General features: G+C 61.0%; 21 protein-coding genes. 9 read left to right on the forward strand and 12 right to left on the reverse strand.

The annotated features are described in order from the left end of the window. The first annotated feature begins 19 nt into the window (after nt 1-19). From RNA01_RS00070 to RNA01_RS00080, 3 genes are all read left to right on the forward strand, one after another. Complete coding sequence (locus RNA01_RS00070; RefSeq protein ID WP_147177689.1) at nt 20-1,357, forward strand: diguanylate cyclase; 1,338 nt, start codon at nt 20-22, stop codon at nt 1,355-1,357. A 96-nt stretch (nt 1,358-1,453) separates the two neighbouring features. Further along, complete coding sequence (locus tag RNA01_RS00075; protein WP_147177691.1) at nt 1,454-2,380, forward strand: ABC transporter ATP-binding protein; 927 nt, start codon at nt 1,454-1,456, stop codon at nt 2,378-2,380. Further along, entirely contained in the window at nt 2,377-3,138 is a 762-nt protein-coding gene (locus tag RNA01_RS00080) for an ABC transporter permease (protein ID WP_147177693.1), read from the forward strand. The genes RNA01_RS00075 and RNA01_RS00080 overlap by 4 nt, the downstream gene beginning before the upstream one ends. Nucleotides 3,139-3,144: 6 nt before the next feature. On the opposite strand, the gene RNA01_RS00085 is transcribed toward RNA01_RS00080, so the two are convergent. The 3 genes from RNA01_RS00085 to RNA01_RS00095 are packed head-to-tail and all read right to left on the reverse strand — an operon-like array spanning nt 3,145 to nt 4,887. Then, nucleotides 3,145-3,846: a TIGR02281 family clan AA aspartic protease gene (locus RNA01_RS00085; protein WP_170253324.1), complete on the reverse strand. Its 702-nt coding sequence runs from the start codon at nt 3,844-3,846 to the stop codon at nt 3,145-3,147. Beyond that, nucleotides 3,843-4,064: a DUF1289 domain-containing protein gene (locus RNA01_RS00090; protein WP_147177697.1), complete on the reverse strand. Its 222-nt coding sequence runs from the start codon at nt 4,062-4,064 to the stop codon at nt 3,843-3,845. Before RNA01_RS00090 ends, RNA01_RS00085 begins: the two co-directional genes overlap by 4 nt. 40 nt (nt 4,065-4,104) lie before the next feature. Then, the gene (locus tag RNA01_RS00095) at nt 4,105-4,887 is read right to left on the reverse strand and encodes an adenosylcobinamide-GDP ribazoletransferase (protein ID WP_147177699.1); all 783 of its coding nucleotides are present in this window, start codon (nt 4,885-4,887) and stop codon (nt 4,105-4,107) included. Between the two features lie 128 nt (nt 4,888-5,015). Between RNA01_RS00095 and cobT the strand changes: the two genes are divergently transcribed. Together cobT and RNA01_RS00105 are read left to right on the forward strand one after the other, a co-directional pair. Further along, on the forward strand, nt 5,016-6,035 hold the full coding sequence (cobT, locus tag RNA01_RS00100) for a nicotinate-nucleotide--dimethylbenzimidazole phosphoribosyltransferase (RefSeq protein WP_147177701.1): 1,020 nt from the start codon (nt 5,016-5,018) through the stop codon (nt 6,033-6,035). Further along, nucleotides 6,028-6,432, forward strand: a complete 405-nt coding sequence (locus tag RNA01_RS00105) for a diacylglycerol kinase (RefSeq protein ID WP_147177703.1) — start codon at nt 6,028-6,030, stop codon at nt 6,430-6,432. Before cobT ends, RNA01_RS00105 begins: the two co-directional genes overlap by 8 nt. Here the strand turns inward: RNA01_RS00105 and RNA01_RS00110 are convergent, their stop codons facing one another. After that, nucleotides 6,433-7,398 carry an endonuclease/exonuclease/phosphatase family protein gene (locus RNA01_RS00110; RefSeq protein ID WP_147177705.1) on the reverse strand — a complete coding sequence of 322 codons (966 nt, stop codon included), beginning with the start codon at nt 7,396-7,398 and terminating at the stop codon, nt 6,433-6,435. Nucleotides 7,399-7,504: 106 nt separating this feature from the next. Beyond that, nucleotides 7,505-9,040, reverse strand: coding sequence for a sensor histidine kinase (locus RNA01_RS00115; RefSeq protein ID WP_147177707.1), 1,536 nt, complete (start codon nt 9,038-9,040; stop codon nt 7,505-7,507). Between RNA01_RS00115 and RNA01_RS00120 the strand changes: the two genes are divergently transcribed. From RNA01_RS00120 to RNA01_RS00135, 4 genes are all read left to right on the forward strand, one after another. Beyond that, nucleotides 9,009-9,731, forward strand: coding sequence for a thermonuclease family protein (locus tag RNA01_RS00120; protein ID WP_147177709.1), 723 nt, complete (start codon nt 9,009-9,011; stop codon nt 9,729-9,731). The two genes, RNA01_RS00115 and RNA01_RS00120, sit on opposite strands and share 32 nt — an antisense overlap. Nucleotides 9,732-9,752: 21 nt before the next feature. Next, nucleotides 9,753-10,364: a glutathione S-transferase gene (locus RNA01_RS00125; RefSeq protein WP_147177712.1), complete on the forward strand. Its 612-nt coding sequence runs from the start codon at nt 9,753-9,755 to the stop codon at nt 10,362-10,364. Nucleotides 10,365-10,376: 12 nt separating this feature from the next. Next, the gene (locus RNA01_RS00130) at nt 10,377-11,030 is read left to right on the forward strand and encodes a uracil-DNA glycosylase family protein (RefSeq protein ID WP_147177714.1); all 654 of its coding nucleotides are present in this window, start codon (nt 10,377-10,379) and stop codon (nt 11,028-11,030) included. A 64-nt stretch (nt 11,031-11,094) separates the two neighbouring features. After that, nucleotides 11,095-11,583, forward strand: a complete 489-nt coding sequence (locus RNA01_RS00135) for an Lrp/AsnC family transcriptional regulator (protein WP_147177716.1) — start codon at nt 11,095-11,097, stop codon at nt 11,581-11,583. A 10-nt stretch (nt 11,584-11,593) separates the two neighbouring features. Here RNA01_RS00135 and RNA01_RS00140 read toward each other — a convergent pair whose 3' ends face one another. From RNA01_RS00140 to RNA01_RS00170, 7 genes are all read right to left on the reverse strand, one after another. Then, nucleotides 11,594-12,286 carry a DNA alkylation repair protein gene (locus RNA01_RS00140; RefSeq protein ID WP_147177718.1) on the reverse strand — a complete coding sequence of 231 codons (693 nt, stop codon included), beginning with the start codon at nt 12,284-12,286 and terminating at the stop codon, nt 11,594-11,596. Then, nucleotides 12,283-13,155 carry an NAD(P)-dependent oxidoreductase gene (locus RNA01_RS00145; RefSeq protein WP_147177720.1) on the reverse strand — a complete coding sequence of 291 codons (873 nt, stop codon included), beginning with the start codon at nt 13,153-13,155 and terminating at the stop codon, nt 12,283-12,285. Before RNA01_RS00145 ends, RNA01_RS00140 begins: the two co-directional genes overlap by 4 nt. A gap of 89 nt (nt 13,156-13,244) precedes the next feature. Further along, the gene (locus RNA01_RS00150) at nt 13,245-13,511 is read right to left on the reverse strand and encodes a hypothetical protein (protein ID WP_147177722.1); all 267 of its coding nucleotides are present in this window, start codon (nt 13,509-13,511) and stop codon (nt 13,245-13,247) included. Nucleotides 13,512-13,594: 83 nt separating this feature from the next. Beyond that, the gene (locus RNA01_RS00155) at nt 13,595-14,410 is read right to left on the reverse strand and encodes a class I SAM-dependent methyltransferase (RefSeq protein WP_147177724.1); all 816 of its coding nucleotides are present in this window, start codon (nt 14,408-14,410) and stop codon (nt 13,595-13,597) included. A gap of 350 nt (nt 14,411-14,760) precedes the next feature. Beyond that, nucleotides 14,761-15,027, reverse strand: coding sequence for an usg protein (locus RNA01_RS00160; RefSeq protein WP_147177726.1), 267 nt, complete (start codon nt 15,025-15,027; stop codon nt 14,761-14,763). A gap of 207 nt (nt 15,028-15,234) precedes the next feature. Further along, a complete protein-coding gene (locus RNA01_RS00165) occupies nt 15,235-16,065 on the reverse strand; it encodes an ABC transporter permease (RefSeq protein ID WP_147177728.1) in 831 nt (276 codons plus the stop codon). Then, a complete protein-coding gene (locus tag RNA01_RS00170) occupies nt 16,062-16,865 on the reverse strand; it encodes an ABC transporter permease (protein ID WP_147177730.1) in 804 nt (267 codons plus the stop codon). Before RNA01_RS00170 ends, RNA01_RS00165 begins: the two co-directional genes overlap by 4 nt. Between the last annotated feature and the right edge of the window lie 17 nt (nt 16,866-16,882).

A 16,882-nucleotide genomic window follows, 5' to 3' on the forward strand; every position in this document is an offset into this window, starting at 1 on the left:
TTTTTCGAAGGCGAGAATGATGTCTCTGTCCAAAGGGTCTTCACAGGAAGGACATGCCAAATCGCGCAAGCGGGCTCATGTTCTGGTGATCGAGGATTCACGTACCTTTTCATCGCTGCTCTGTCACCGTTTCGAAAAAGAGAATGGCTTGCTGACGACACACTGTGCGTCGACGAGAGACTTCCATGCTGCGGCAAAGACGGCCGAAGGGGAGTTCGATGTCGCCATCGTCGACCTCAATCTGCCGGATTCTCCCGATGGTCAGATTCTCGACGAAGTTGTTGCCATGGGAATTCCGGCGGTGGTGTTCACCGCTGACTTCAATCGACATATGCGCGAACGCCTGGTCGAGCGTGGTGTCGCTGACTATGTCATCAAGAACAACGAACGTGCCGTCGATATGGTGGTTTCCGCCGTCGAGCGCATCCTCTCCAACCGTCATGTGCGGGTTCTTGTTGTCGATGATGTCGCCTCGGCGCGTAAAATGTTGACCGACATGCTGGCTGTCCAGCAGTTCCAGGTGTTCGAAGCGACGACCGGGACCGAGGCGCTGGGTATGTTGGCCAACCATCCTGGAATCGATCTGGTGATTACCGACTACAACATGCCCGACATGGACGGATACCAGTTGACCCGTCGCATCCGGCGCGAGCATGGTTCCGACCGGTTAAGGATCATCGGCATTTCCTCCTCGTCCGACCGGCTGCTTTCCGCCAGCTTCCTTAAGGCGGGAGCCAATGATTTCGTCTATCGGCCGTTTGTGGTCGAGGAGTTGCAGTGTCGAATCGGCCACAATGTCGAGACGCTATCGCAAATGCGGCAGCTCCGTTTGGCGGCTTCCAGCGACTTTCTCACAGGTCTGCACAACCGTCGCTACTTCTTCGACGAGGGCCCGGCGCGGGTCGCCAGTTGCCTCGAGCGCGGCGAGTCCTGCAGCATGGCCATGCTCGACATCGACCATTTCAAGCGGCTCAATGACACCTACGGCCACGAGATTGGCGATCGTGTGTTGAAGGCGGTCGCCACATGCTTGTCGCGCCTGGTGAAGGACAGCGACTATCTCCTGGCGCGACTCGGCGGCGAGGAATTCGGCATGTTGCTCACCGGTATGGACGGTGAAGAGGCAAGCCGTTTTTGCGAGACGGTGCGCACGTGTGTCGCCGGCTTACGGGTTGCTGTCGATGAAAGTGATATCGCCGTGACGGCCTCGATCGGGGTTGCCGAGGTCGCGGGGCAAGAGAACTTCAGCAACTATCTCAACGCGGCCGATCAGTTCCTCTACCTTGCGAAGCGCTATGGTCGCAACCGCGTCTATTCTGACAATGCGCTGTTGAATATGGCCGCCGGCAGTCTCTGAACGCGGTACGTGACAAGAAATCGGCGCGACTCTGGCAAAAGCTGGCACAAGACCCATATAGGTCTGACAATCCTCCTTCCATCCGGAGCCCCGGGCATGGCCCCCATCATTTCCGTGAATTCGCTGTCGAAGACCTATGCCAACGGCTTCAAGGCACTCGACAATGTCTCGCTCGACATCGAGGAGGGGGAGATCCTCGCGCTGCTTGGTCCCAATGGCGCGGGCAAGACCACGCTCATCTCGATTATCTGTGGCATCGCCAATCCGAGCGAGGGCTCGGTCACGGTGGACGGACATGACGTCGTCAGGGACTTTCGCAAGACCCGCGGGGTGATCGGCCTTGTGCCGCAAGAGTTGACGACCGACCAGTTCGAGAGCGTGGTCAATACCGTGAGTTTTTCGCGCGGCTTGAACGGCAAGAAACCAAACCCGGCCTATATCGACGGCTTGCTGCGTGAACTGACGCTCTATGAAAAACGCAGCAATGCACTGCGCGAACTGTCTGGGGGGATGAAGCGGCGGGTGCTGATCGCCAAGGCGCTGTCGCACGAGCCGCGCATCCTGTTCCTTGATGAGCCGACAGCCGGCGTGGATGTCAGTCTGCGTAAGGATATGTGGCAACTCGTCAAGCGACTGAGGGAAGGGGGCGTCACCATCATCCTAACCACCCATTACATCGAGGAGGCGCAAGAGATCGCCGACCGGATCGGCATCATCGATCGCGGCAAGTTGATGCTGGTGGAAGACAAGAACACACTGATGCGCAAGCTCGGAGGCAAGCAATTGATCATCGAGTTACGCGAGCCGCTTGCCGAGGTTCCCAGCGCGCTTGGCGTTTGGAAGCTAACGCTTTCGCAAGGTGGCCGGCAGTTGGTTTACGAATATGACGAAGAGAGCGACCACGGCGGCATTGCGCAGCTTCTGGCGGAGGTCGAGGCGGCAGGGATCGTCTTTGCCGATATCGCGACCAGACAGACGTCGCTGGAGGACATTTTCGTATCGCTGATTGGAGAAGGTCGATGAATCTCGAAGCCATCAAGGCGATTTACTACTACGAGATGGCGAGGATGCGCCGAACCTTGCTGCAAAGCGTGGTGTCTCCGGTGATTACCACGGCACTTTATTTCATCGTCTTCGGCGCTGCCGTCGGTTCGCGCATGGAGCCGGTTGATGGGGTGGGCTACGGTGGCTTCATCACACCGGGACTGATCATGCTGACGCTGATCACCCAATGCGTGATGAACGGCTCGAGCGGCATCTATTTTCCGAAATTCACCGGGACGATCTACGAGATTCTCTCGGCTCCGATCGCCATGGCGGAAATCCTGATCGGCTATGTCGGCGCCGCGACGACCAAAGGCATGATGATCGGCTTGATCATTCTGGCGACTGCCGCCTTCTTCGTCGATCTGCGGATCGACCATCCGGTGCTAATGCTTGTCTTCATGCTGCTGACGGCCGTATCCTTCAGTCTGGCAGGCTTCATCATCGGCATTTGGGCGAAGAATTTTGAACAATTGAGCATGGTGCCGATGCTGGTGATTCCTCCGCTCACCTTCCTTGGCGGGACTTTCTATTCCATTGATGTGCTGCCCCCCTTCTGGCAGACGGTCAGCCATTTCAATCCGGTTCTTTACCTGGTGAGCGGTTTCCGCTGGAGCTTCTTCGGGGTCTCCGACGTACATCCGTTGATCAGTCTGGCGATGATCGGGCTGTTTCTTGCCGTTTGTCTCGGCTTTCTCTCGTGGGTCTTCCGCACCGGCTATAAGCTGAGGACGTGAACGGGATCAGTCACGTAGCCTGAGTTCGTCGCTCTGCATTTGCAGCGAGCCAAGGGTCGAGAGAAAACTCATGCCGAGCAGGCTCTGGTCGAGCCGACCCCGCTCGATGACCGCCGCCTGGACATTCTCGCGCATGATCGGGCCGAGTGCCAGTTGGCGAAGACGCAGCGGGGCGGCCATGGCACGGCCGTTGGCGGTCATGATCGTCTGGGTGAAGCTCAGATCGGCAGGGTTTATTCCGATCCGCATGGCATCCTCATAGCGCAGCGCAACCGAACTTGCGCCCGTGTCGATCAGCACGGATACGGGTACCCCGTTGATGGCGACGGAGGTCTCGAAATGTCCGCCCAGGGACTTATGCAGCATGACTTCGGAAACACCCTCGCTGGTGGTGACGACGACCGCTCGGCCTGGCACGAGGCCGGCGAGCAGCCGGTCGCCGATCGCCTGCAATTCAAACCGGTAGAGGTAGCCGGTGGCGAGCGCGAGCACGATCAGCAGCCACACCGCCAGTTGGCGAACGCTCTCACTGAGAGAGCGCCGGGAGGCGAGCAGCCCGACCGACAGCATCGCGGCGAAGGGCAGGAGGCGGATGAGGTGGCCAAAATCCTCGTTGTCCATACCAAAACTCTGGCCGCTGTCGTGGTTGAGGAAGAGAACAGTGAGGCCGAAGCCGAGAATGGCAAGTACGATGATCAGGCGCATCAGTTCGTCTCTTGTTCCCGTGCCATGCGAGCGCGGCGCGTCTCACGTCGCGGCTTGCGCTCGACGGTCTGGAGCCGTGCGGGGAGCATCTGCATGATCAAGCGCCGTTCGCCGTCACTATAGCTCATCCATCCGGCGATCTCGTCCCGTGTGCGGCCGCAACCGAAGCAATAGCCGGTTTTCATGTCGATCGAGCAGACGAGGGTGCAGGGCGATTCCATTCAGCGGCCTTGGTTTCTGGATGGGCTCTATATCGGGTTGTCAGCTCGCCATGGCAAGGGCAACAAGGCTCGCGATCTCGGCCACCTGCTGGGTTGCGCCGATCGTGTCGCCGGTATGGCCGGCGATGGCGCGGCGGACTCTGGCGGTAAAGGCGGCAACCGCGAGGGCAGCGGCAAGAATGGCGAGGAAATAGGCAAATAGCGAGGCGACCGGGATGAGCAGGATAGCGGCCAACGCCGCGCCGGTGATCAAGGTGCTGTTGAGCGACGAGCGCAAGGGGGCTCCCGCGCCGGCCGCAACGCCATTGGTGCGGGCCGGGGGCAGGGATGACCAATGCCAGACCATCAGCGCGCGGCTGAGTGCCGCTGTGGCCGGCAGGCACAACGCTGCGCTTAAGGGGGCTATATGGGTGGCAATCTCCGCGATCGCTGCTGCGCGCAAGCCGAAGGTGAGGACGAGCGCCACGGCGCCATAGGAGCCGATGCGGCTGTCTTTCATGATCGCCAGCGCATGGTCGCGGTCTCGTCCGCCGCCAAGCCCATCGGCGGCATCCGACAATCCGTCCTCATGCAGAGCGCCCGTGACGACGGCCTGCACGCCAAGGGCCGCAAATGCGGCGAGCAGCGGGCTAGCGTGGAAAACCAGCATGAGGCACAGCGCGGCGGCGGACGGAAGGGCGATCAGGGCACCCGCCAGCGGGAAGGCGCGCACGGCGCGCGACAGGTTTCCGTCGTGGCCCACGAAGATACTTGCCGGCACGGTAATGCGGCTGAGGAAGGATACCGCCCGGGCGGTGTCGGTCAGATAGTCGCGCCAATCCATCGGATCGGGTCACTCCATTGCAAAGACGACGGTGCGCACCGCTTTTTGGCTTGTTGCGGTAGGGCGCGGTCCGTATTAGAGGAGCCACAAAGCCCGATTTCGACGCAGATTACAAGGAAGCCTTCCTCATGACCGTGACCGGCCTGCCCTTCGATGATTTCCGCGCACTGCTGCGCGACCTGCCCGGTCCGAACACGGCGGCCCTGATTGCGGCCCGCGAGCGTGACAAGCAACTGACAAAGCCGGCCGGCTCGCTTGGACGTCTGGAAGAGATTGCCATGTGGCTCGCCGCCTGGACTGGACGTCCGCCGGCGGTGACGCGGCCGCTGGTGGCGATCTTCGCCGGCAATCATGGCGTCACCAAGCATGGCATCACGCCTTATCCGTCGTCGGTGACGCAGCAGATGGTCGAGAACTTCGCCGCCGGCGGCGCCGCGATCAACCAGATCTGTGCGACCTATGACCTCGGCCTGAAGATCTTCGATCTGGCGCTCGATTATCCGACCGGTGACATCACCTGCGAGGCGGCGCTTTCCGAGCGCGATTGCGCCGCGACCATGGCCTTCGGCATGGAGGCGATCGCCGGCGGCACCGACCTGCTGTGCATCGGCGAGATGGGGATTGGCAATACGACGATCGCCGCGGCGATTAATCTTGCGCTCTACGGTGGCCCCGCCGAGGAATGGGTCGGTCCCGGTACCGGATCGGAGGGAGACGTGCTCCTGCGCAAGGTCGAGGCTGTCAAGACTGCCGTCGCGTTCCACAAGGAACATCTCGACGATCCGCTGGAAATCCTGCGCCGGCTCGGCGGGCGCGAGATCGCCGCCATGGCGGGTGCTATCCTTGCCTGCCGTGTGGAGAAGATCCCGGTGCTGATCGACGGCTATGTCGCGACAGCGGCTGCGGCGATCCTCAAGGCCGCCAATCCCTCGGCGCTTGATCACTGCCTGATCGGCCATGTCTCCGGAGAGCCTGGCCACCTGAAAGCGATCGAGAAGCTCGGCAAGACTCCGCTTCTTGCGCTCGGCATGCGGTTGGGTGAAGGCACGGGTGCGGCACTTGCCGCCGGCATCGTCAAGGCCGCCGCCGCCTGCCATTCCGGCATGGCGACTTTTGAGACAGCCGGGGTGTCGACCAAGGATGGCTGAGGGAGCGCGTGACAAAGCCGCGGACGAGCAGGCCGCGGCGACGATCAAGAAAAACACCGGCGTCGCTCATTTTTTCGCGGCCGCCCGCTACTCCTTCCAAGGGTTCCGCCGTCTGATTGGTGAGTCGGCGTTCCGCCACGAATTGCTGGCGCTTGCTCTCGGACTCGCACTGTTTGCGCTGGTTGGCGCAAGTCTTGCCGAGTATGTCGGGTTTCTCGTGCTGATGCTGGTGCTGTTCTGCATCGAGGCGATCAATACGGCAATCGAGGAACTGGTCGACCGCATTTCGCCGGAAATCTCGACGGTCGGTCGCAATGCCAAGGATCTCGGCTCGTTTTCCGTGTTCTGCCTGCTGGTGGCCAACGGCGTCTATGCCGGTTATGTGGTCTTCTTCTGATCAGAAGTGGACCTTGGCGACGACCGCACGGTGGTTCGACGGCCATGGCGTTACGACGATGTCCGCGTCCGGCGATTTTTCTCCAACGACGGAAACGCTGAGCGTTTCCAGTTTTTTTCCGCGCGCAAAGATGTAGTCGATGCGATCGTGGTGGTCTTGTGGGTCGTTCGGTTCCGTTGTCGGGGTCCAGGTGAAGGCCGGCTTGGCCACTTCGTCGGGATAGGCCGCGCGCAGCAGATCGGTAAATCCGCCTTGCTGCTCGATGCGCAAGGCTGAGGGATATTTCACCACCATTGGCTGGTGGCCAGCCTTGACGGCCGCCTCGGTCCAGTCCCGGTAGGATGGCTCGCGGAGATCCCCGAAGAGGAAGACAGCGTCGGCGGCTTCGGTCCCCTTGAGTTCCTTCATCAGCAGATCCAATGCCGGGCCGCGTGCGGCTGCGGCAGCCTTGATGGCTTCGTCGGCTGTCTTGAGGAAGGGCGCCGAACCGTAGTCGATGCCGAGCAATTGGTAGGGTTGGTAGGGATAGTCCGTCAGTTGGATATTGAAGGCATAGATCTTGCGACCACCGACGTCGATCTCGGCCCCGAGATCATTGGCGGTCGGCTTGCCGATCGGATAGCGGCTGAGGATGGCGTTAGCCCACAGCGCCGGGTTGGTCTTCGTTTGCTCGTAATAATGGAAGCCGAGTGCCTTGGCGAGGTCGCTGGCGACACTCTCTCCGGTTGGCACGCAGTCGTCGGCATCACAGACGTCCGGTTCCGGCTTGGTTTCCTGGATGCCGATAATGTCCGCGCCTGAGGCCCGGATAACAGCGGCCGTCTCGGAGATGTCCTTGTCCTCGTTGGCGCCGCCGCCCCAGATATTGAAGCTCATCACCGTCAGTTCGGAGGGCGCGTCGGCAGCAAGGGCCGGTGTGGCGGCAAGCACCGTCGAGAATATAGTCGCACGCAGCAGTCGCGTCATGGGGGCATCCCGAATCCGTGTAGGTCGCCAGAAGATAGGCTGGATGAATGACGGACGCACGAAAGAAATCGGGCTGCTATGCCCTTGCCGAGGGGATGGATTGCCGTCAGGCGAACTGGCGCCGGCGCGGTTCGACCGCCCGGGTTTCGCTGACGGCCGGCAGGCTCTCCAGTACACGGCGCGCCGGCAGAATGGCGATGACCTCGGTTCCCTCGCGCAGCTTCGACTTGAGCTTGAACTCGCCGCCGTGCTTGGCGAGGATCGCCTGGACGATTGGCAGACCCAGTCCGGTGCCTTGTTCGGCGCTCTTGATGGCGATGGACCCCTGTCCGAAGGCGGAAAGCACGACCGGGATTTCCTCGGCCGGAATGCCCGGGCCGTTGTCGCGGATGGAAACGTATTGGCCTCCACCGGCCGTCCAGCCGACCTTGACGTGAACCTCGCCGCCCTTTGGGGTGAATTTGACGGCGTTCGACAGAAGGTTGAGCACGACCTGGCGCATGGCCTTCTCGTCGGCCCAGACGGCGGGCAGGTCAGGCTCCAGCTGCTCGCTGATCGTGATGTTCTTGGCCTTGGCGCGCAATTGCACCATGCCCACGCAATCCTCGGCTAGGTCGAGCAGCGATACCACTTCCTCGTTCAGTTCATACTTGCCGGCCTCGATGCGCGACAGATCGAGGATCTCGTTGATGAGGTCGAGCAGGTGCTGGCCCGAACGGTGGATATCGCCGGAATATTCCTTGTAGAGCGGATTGTTGAGCGGCCCGAGAACCTCGCCTGCCATGACTTCGGAAAACCCGAGGATGGCGTTGAGCGGCGTGCGCAGCTCATGCGACATAGACGCAAGGAAGCGGGACTTGGCGAGGTTCGCTTCCTCCGCCCGCCGTCGCGCCTCGTCGGAGAGCGATTTGGCGACCTCGAGCTCGGCGATGAGGTCATCCTTCTCCGTCTGGTAGGACAGGAGCTTGAGGTTGGCCTGGTGCAGTCGGCTGGTGATGTAGGTGAAGAAGACCAGTGCGGTGGTGAAGAGTGCCGCAACGGCAATATCAAGCGGTTGGCGGGAGGTCGTGGCATTATAGACGAGCGCGGCGACAGTCGGCAGGAACCCGACCAGCACGGCTTGGCGCAGCATCATGTTCGACATCGCCGTGACCGAAAGCACGATCAGGAGGGCTGCCCCCTTGTAGAGTACGAATGTGTCTCCGCCGCAGGTCGCGCAGGACTGGAGCGAGAAGAGGGCCCAGCAAGCACCCATGGCGGCCTGACCGAGGAGTAGCAGACGGTGCCACTTGATGGCATTGCTGGCGGAAAGGTCACGGTTGGAGGCGCGTTTGACGAGGATGATGTCAAGGGCGTGGACGGTGAGCGTCGCTAGCGCCCAGAGGAAAAGTGTCGGGTCGGGATTGATGTAGGCACCGAATCCGGTGACCATGAGTATGATGATCGGCATTACTGCCGCGCCCTGCAAAGTGGCGCCAATATGCATGGCGAGGATTTCGCTCTCGAACAGCATTGAGCCGGTCTTGCTCGACTGCAAGCGCTCACGCGTCGTGCGCACCGCTTTCGCCACGGCCTTGTTGCGGTGGTTTCGCGAGAGGTCGACGATATTCTTGTCTGTCGAGGACGGGACGCCTTTACTCATATGCCGGAAAATCACTCGTGAAAGATCAGGGAAATCTATCCGGTATTCCTTAAAAAGATACTGTCGAAAAGGATTTGTTTGCCATGATCGCCAAGGTTTCGTTGTTGAAATGGGCGAAAATGTGAAGCTTACCGGACGCGGTGCACACGATGCAATCGTCGGCTTTTCGATGCTGTTTCTCGGGCTCTTGATCGCGGCCAAGCTGCAGCAGCAGAACAGCCAGGTTCTTACCGGCCGTTTCGTCGTCATCGACGGGGATACGTTGGTGGTGGATGGATTGCACATCCGGCTTGAAGGGATCGATGCGCCGGAGATCGGCCAGATGTGCCATGCGGGCGGGCAAGTGACGGCCTGTGGTGACGCAGCGCGGCGGCGGCTGGCCGTCTGGGCGGCGCTGGACAAGTTTGCATGCGTCGGCGAGGATCGCGACCGCTACAATCGGCTGCTGGTCCGGTGCAGGGTTGGCGATACCAATGTCAATGCGGCGATGGTGCGCGAAGGACGTGCCGTGGCTTACGGCGACTACATGGCCGAAGAAGCGGCGGCAAGGCGGGACGGGAACGGCATCTGGGCTGGTGATTTCCAGCGGCCGCAGGACTGGCGGCGCGAGAAGCACCTGCCGGCGGCTGGGGAGAGTTACGTTCCCGCGGGATTTTGGGCTTTCGTCGGGCGCTGGCTTGGTGTCAACTGAGGCTAAACAACGGGAGGTTTCATGAAGCTCTATGACGGCGGGCGTGCGCCCAATCCACGGCGGGTGACGGTTTTTCTCAAGGAAAAGGGGATCGAAGTCGAGACGGTTCCGGTCGACATGGGCTCGCTCGGCCACAAGTCGGCGGAGATCACGACGAAGAACCCGCTACAGCGGCTGCCGGTCCTTGAGCTCGATGACGGCACGGTGATCTGCGAATCCGTTGCCATTTGCCGCTATTTCGAGGAGATCCAGCCGGAACCTGCGCTGTTCGGCATCGACGCCAAGGACAAGGCGCTGGTCGAGATGTGGAACCGGCGCGCGGAACTGAACTTTCTCGCATCGGTCGCCGCTGCCTTCCGCCACCTCCATCCGGCCATGGCCACCTGGGAAGTACCGCAGGTTCCGGACTGGGGCGAGGCGAACAAGCCCAAGGTGCTTGATTTCCTGCGCTTCCTTGATGGCGAGCTTGCAAAACGCGAATTCATCGCCGGGCCGCGCTACACGATCGCCGACATTACCGCGATGATCGCCTTTGAATTCATGAAGCCGGCGAAGATTTCCTGCCCGGAGGACCTCACCCATGTCTGGCGCTGGTTCAAAGCCGTGCAGGCGCGGTCGAGCGCGGCGCTCTGACCGGGCGTGACCATGCGTGACGGAGCAAGTGCCGGGATTGACGAAGCGCTTGACCGGCTGAGGTGCGCGATTGCGGCTTGCCGGATCTGCCGTGATTGCCCGGCGGGCGGGCCGCAGAACCGTCTGCCGCATGAACCGCGCCCCGTCGCCACGATCTCGGCGAGGGCGCGTATTCTGATCGCCGGCCAGGCGCCGGGACTCAAGGTGCACCAGACCGGCTTGCCGTTCAACGATGCCTCGGGGGACCGGTTGCGGCAGTGGCTGGGTGTGGACCGGGAGCTGTTCTATGATCGCGACCGTTTCGCCATCGTGCCGATGGGATTCTGCTTTCCCGGCTACAACGCGCAGGGCCATGACCTGCCGCCACGGGCTGAGTGCGCGCCGCAGTGGCGCGACATGGTGATGGCCGCCATGCCGCAGATCGAACTCGTGCTGGCGATCGGGCAGTACGCGCAGGGCTGGCATCTGGGCGACCGTCGGAAGAAGACGATGACCGAGACGGTCGAGCATTGGCGGGACTACTGGCAAGGCAATGTCGAAGGGCCGAAGGTTTTGCCGCTGCCGCATCCGAGCTGGCGTAATACCGGCTGGCTGAGACGCCACCCCTGGTTCGAGGCCGAAGTTCTTCCGATTCTGAGAGTGGAAGTGGACAAGCTGATCCAGTGAAACGATTTTCTTTGCTTTAATAAAATTCGAGCTATATCGAGAAAATTATTCGAAAGGCTTTGCCATGGACCGACTCGACCGAAAAATTCTGCGCATCCTCCAGGAAGACTCGACGCTGGCCGTTGCCGATCTGGCGAAAAAGGTCGGTCTGTCGACCACGCCGTGCTGGCGTCGCATCCAGAAGATGGAGGAAGACGGCATCATTCGTCGCCGGGTCGCGCTGCTTGATCCGGTTAAGGTCAATACCAAGGTCACCGTCTTCGTTTCGGTGCGCACCGGCAGCCACTCGATTGAATGGCTCAAGCGCTTTTCCGAAGTCGTGGCGGAATTCCCGGAAGTGGTCGAATTCTATCGCATGAGCGGAGACGTCGATTATCTGCTGCGCGTCGTCGTGCCGGACATTGCCGCCTATGACGCCTTCTACAAGCGGATGATCGCCAAGATCGAAATCCGCGATGTCTCATCGGCGTTCGCCATGGAGCAGATCAAGTACACGACGGAACTGCCGCTCGACTACATGTTGCTCGACAACCAGAAGAACGCCGAGGACTGACGCGGAGGCCTCAGGGCTTCAGGCGCTTGAGGATATTCTCGCTTTTCAGCTCGCGAACGGCATCCCTGCCGATCCAGCGGGCTGTTTTGTCGGTGCTTGCCGCAAGGCGTTCGGCCAGCGCCAGCGTCGGGCCGTAGCAGGCGCGATTGCGCTTTCCGATATTGCGCAGCGCCCAGTTCACCGCCTTTTTGACGAAATTGCGCGGATCTGTCGCGTGCTTTTCGATCAGCGGCAGATAGGCAAGCAGGGTCTCGTCCGGCTCCGTCTTGCGATGGACCGAGGCACCAGCGATCATGGCAAAACCCGTACGCCGCACATATTCGCGTGGATCTGCGGCGAATTCTTCGACCAGCGCCCGCCAGAAAGGCGTCTCGGTAAACAGATCTGCGGCGGTGTCGACCACTTCCCAGGAATTGAAATCGCCGGCCCAGGTCCGCGCCTCCTCGACCTTCAGCCGCTTTGGCTCGGCGGTGAGGATCGCCAGCATGCGCGCATCGCGAAGGCCGGTGCGCCACAGGGCAAGCGCTCTGGCGTGATCGCGCTTCACCTGCTTCACGACCGCCCGCATTTGCGGTGTCGTGATGCCCAGCGCGGTTGCAGTCTCGATGCCGTAACGAGCCATCCCCGCTATGTTCGCTTCGTTGCCGAGTGCGCGCAGATGAACGAGGATTTCTTCGACTGACGCGCCGGGCGTAAGCGTCATTTCTTTTCGAGCCGCGCGAGCAGGGAGGATGTATCCCAGCGATTGCCGCCCAGCTTTTGCACTTCGCCGTAAAACTGGTCCACCAGCGCAGTGACGGGAAGGGCCGCACCGTTGCGGCGGGCTTCCGACAGCACGATGTCTAGGTCCTTGCGCATCCAGTCGACGGCAAAGCCGAATTCGTACTTGCCTTCATTCATCGTCTTGTGGCGGTTTTCCATCTGCCATGAGCCGGCTGCGCCCTTGGAGATGACTTCTATAACCTTTTCAAGGTCTAGGCCGGCTTTCTTGCCAAAATGAATCCCCTCGGCAAGCCCCTGGACCAGGCCGGCGATGCAGATCTGGTTGATCATCTTGGTGAGCTGACCAGCGCCGACCGGACCCATCAGGCCGACCATGCGGGCGAAAGCATCAATCACGGGTCGGGCCTTGTCGAAAAGAGCCAGGTCACCGCCGCACATGACGGTCAGGACGCCGTTCTCGGCGCCGGCCTGACCACCGGAGACGGGGGCGTCGATGAAGCCGCAGCCCTTGGCGCTCGCTGCTTCCGCAAGTTCGCGGGCGACTTCCGCCGATGCGGTGGTATTGTCTATCAGGATCGCGCCTGGTTTCATGCCGGAGAGTGCGCCGTTCTCGCCGATCGTGACGGAACGCAGGTCGTCGTCATTGCCGACGCAGGTGAAGACGAAGTCGCAGTCGCTGGCGGCCTCTGCGGGTGTTGCTGCCGCCTGGCCGCCGAACTCGAAGACCCATTTCTCCGCCTTGGCGGCGGTGCGGTTGTAGACGGTCACGTCATGCCCGCCCTTCGTCTTCAGGTGCCCCGCCATCGGGTAACCCATGACGCCCAGTCCGATGAATGCCACCTTGGCCATATTTGTAATTCTCCTGCCTCGTGTTTCGTGCCGGCAGGATTAAAGCATCGCGCGGCGAAGGAAAAGCGTGTCGGGCGGACCGGCCGTCCTCAGAGGCCGGAAACTTTGAGAAGATAGGCGATCAGGTCGGCACGCACCCGCGGATCAGGCGCTTTGTGACCGGCGAGGAAGTGCTCCAGATAGGCGGTCTTTGCAGTCGCATCGGCGCCCGAAATCATCGGAACGATCCGGGCAACGGATCTGTGGCAGTGCGCGCAGGCTTGTGCATAGGCGGCTTCTCCCGCAGCGGGATCGCCGCCGGCTTTGGCCGGCATGGCAAGACAGAGAAGAGCGGCAAAAGGAACGATGCGGATCATGGCGGAGCCTCCGAGGAAATGCGACGGATCAGGAACCTGGCTGCCCGTCACATTCTCATCAACCGCGCCAGCCGGCAATCCGTTCAACGTTTCAGGCGAGCGATCACCAGATGCCCAGGCGTCGGATTGCCATCCTGCATGCGGACATTGATGTCGGAGATCTCGACGATCTCGAAACCGGTCGCGGCCAGGCGTTCGCGGACATAGGCTTCCGAATGAGCGAAACGCTGGTGGGGGCCGACCATGTAAGGTCGACCGGCCAGAATATCGTCGGGCAGTGTTTCCGACGAGAAAATGAACAGGCCGCCATCGGCCATGTTCTCGGCGGCGCCGAAGAACAGCGGTTCCAGCGCGCCGAGATAGGGCAGCACGTCGGTTGCGGTGATCAAGTCGAAAGCCTCTTCGTCATTGTCTTCGAGAAAATCCTCGACCTCGGCGACGTAGAGGGTCTCGTAGAGATCCTTTTCGTGGGCGATCTCAACCATGTTCTCGGAAAGGTCGATGCCGGTTATGCCGTCGACCATATCGCGCAGTGTGCCGCCGGTCAGGCCCGTGCCGCAGCCTAGATCGAGCATGCGCTTGAACGGGCCGAGACTGAGTGCCTGCAGCTTCTGGCGGACCATGACCGGCACCGCATAGCCGAGTTGTTCGACGAGAATGTCCTCGAAGGCTTCGGCGTGCTGGTCGAACAGGGTCTCGACATAGGCGTCAGGGGCCTTCGGTGGGGCTTCGCCCCGGCCGAGCGAGGCGATGCGGACGGATGCGCCGCCATGGTCTTCCGGGTCGATCGCCAGTACTTCATGATAGGCTTTGACGGCGGCGTCTATGTCGCCGTCTTTCTCTAGCGCGAGCGCCCGGTTGTAGGCTTCTGCCAGCGCATCTTCGTCGATCTTGGCCATGGAGAACTCCACTCGCGGCGCGCCGACAGCCGGCGCCCCTTTGGGCCAGCCTCTAAAGGGTCCTCCTGGTTTTGGCAATGCGTGCGGTGCGGAACGGAGAGCCTTAAGGTGCTTCGCTGACGCGCGGCGGGGCCCATGAAAGCAGGAAGGACTGGCGGCGGGGCTGGTGGATCGCAGAGGACTTTTCATCCAGAGGGCGGGTTCGTCTGCTCCTTCGGCGAACTGGTGGCCAACGTGACGCTCGGCTCCTTTCTCGGGAGATGCTTTCGATCGGTATTGCACGGGACCGTCGCTCCGCACCGCGAACCGGACGACACTGAGTTCGTCCGGAGCGAAGTGCTTGCTGAGCGTCAGTGCAGGATAAGTTCGCCCTTTAGCGCGCGCCATTCATTGGCGGCCACCAGTCGCTTGTGCACGTAGCTCACGGAATGCAGCGGCCCGTCGAGTTTCTCCTGCCAGAACTTGAGGAAGCCCTTCATTTCGGGGAAATCCGGCGCCAGATCATAGTGCTGCCAGACATAGCTCTGGAGCAGGGTCGGGTGGTCGGGCAAGCGATAGAGGATTTGCGCCGTCGTCAGGCCGTAACCCTTCAGCATCAGTTCCATTTCGTGGTTCATGACAACCTCGTCTTCGTTCCCTTATCCAGAGGACCGGAGCCGGCGGTGTTCCGCTTCGGCGGACCGATCGGCCGCGCCACGGGAGCGGCCTATCTGATAGGGAAACATTGCAAGGTTAACTGAAGCTTAACGTGCGGCTTTTCCGTTCGGAATTCTCAAGAGAAAACAGAGTGTTGGCAGCCTTCCTAGTGGAGTGCTGCCAACCGCCTAGCGCTTGAGGTGGCGCGTCAGGCGCGCTTCCATGGCCGCCCAGATATGGCGCATAGCCTCGACGATCGATAGATAGAAGATCGCTGCCCACAGATAGGCCTGGTAGTCGAAAGTGCGCGAGAACGTGTAACGGGTCTGTCCCATGAGGTCGAGAACGGTCACGACTGCCACGATGGCCGAGCCCTTGATCATCAGGATGATCTCGTTGCCGTATGGCCGCAGCGCCACGATCAGGGCCTGCGGCAGAATGATCTTGCGGAAGGTGATAAAGGGCCCAAGGCCCAGTGACTTGGCGCCCTCCGTCTGGCCGCGTGACACACTCTGGATCGCACCGCGCAGGATTTCCGCCTGATAGGCCGCGGTGTTGAGCGTCATCGACAGCAATGCGCAATACCACGCCTCGCGGAAGAACCACCACAGGCCAATCGCTTCGATTTGCGGCCGGAACGAGCCCAGTCCGTAGTAGATCATGTAGATCTGGGCGAGCAGCGGCGTGCCGCGGAAGACATAGACATAGGAATAGGAGAGAATGTTAAGGACCCGGTTCTTCGACATGCGGGCGAAGGCGATCGGGACGGAAAGAAGTGCGCCGCATGTGATTGAGGTGATGACCAGCGTCATGGTCACCCAAAGCCCGGACAGGTAGCGTGGTCCGTATTTGATGAATTTATCGGTGTCCCAGTTGCTGACCATCATATAGGCGAGTGCCAGCCCGAGGAGGAGCCAGAGCATCAGGCCGGCCAGTCCGAGGATTCGCGTACCGTTCAATGCGGTACTCTGTTGCGGCGGCGCAGGACGTGGGGGAATGAGGTGTGTGGCGTAGCTCATCGGCGGGCTCCGGCGCGGTTGCTCCAGCGATCGATCGCGCTGATGCCGATAGATGAGACCATGGCAAGGACGAGGAAGAGGGCGCAGGCGAGCAGATAGAAGAAAAAGGGCTCCTTGCTAACCTTTGCGGCGATGCCGGTCTGGCGCAGGATGTCGGAAAGTCCGATGACCGAGACGAGCGCGGTGTCCTTCAATAGGTTCATCCAGAGATTTCCGAGGCCTGGTAAGGCAATGCGGATCAATTGCGGCAGGATGATCAGCCGCATGGTCCGGGCTCGATGCAGGCCAAGCGCATCGCCGGCCTCATACTGGCCTTTTGGAATGGCACGGAAAGCCGAGAGCAGCACTTCAGAGCAATAGGAGGAGAAAACCACGGAGAGCGCGATCATGCCGGAAGCAAAGGCGTTGATCTCGATACGCTCATTGTAGCCGAACCAGGCAAGGATCGACTGGATGCCCATCTGCACACCGTAATAGACGATGAACAGCGTCAGCAGCTCGGGCAGGCCGCGGAAGATCGTCGTATAGATGCCGCCGGCAAGACGCAGGGTCTTTTCTTCTGATTGCATGGCCAAGGCGACCAGAAAGCCCAGCAGCAGTCCAATTGGCAAGGTTGCAAGGGCAAGGGATATGGTGACCTTGACGCCGAAAGCGATCTCATCGCCCCAGCCGCTCGCACCGCAAGCGACGATTGAGGAACTGCCAAACAGGGTGAAGACGCCGGCCGGACCGCATAGCGGATCGAAGACATACTGAAACCAGGTCCAGAACGACCCGAGGGCGGAAAATAATCCGCTCATGCTGAAATTCCCCTCTG

It is taken from the genome of Paenirhizobium naphthalenivorans (assembly GCF_007992095.1).
Taxonomy (GTDB): domain Bacteria; phylum Pseudomonadota; class Alphaproteobacteria; order Rhizobiales; family Rhizobiaceae; genus Allorhizobium; species Allorhizobium naphthalenivorans.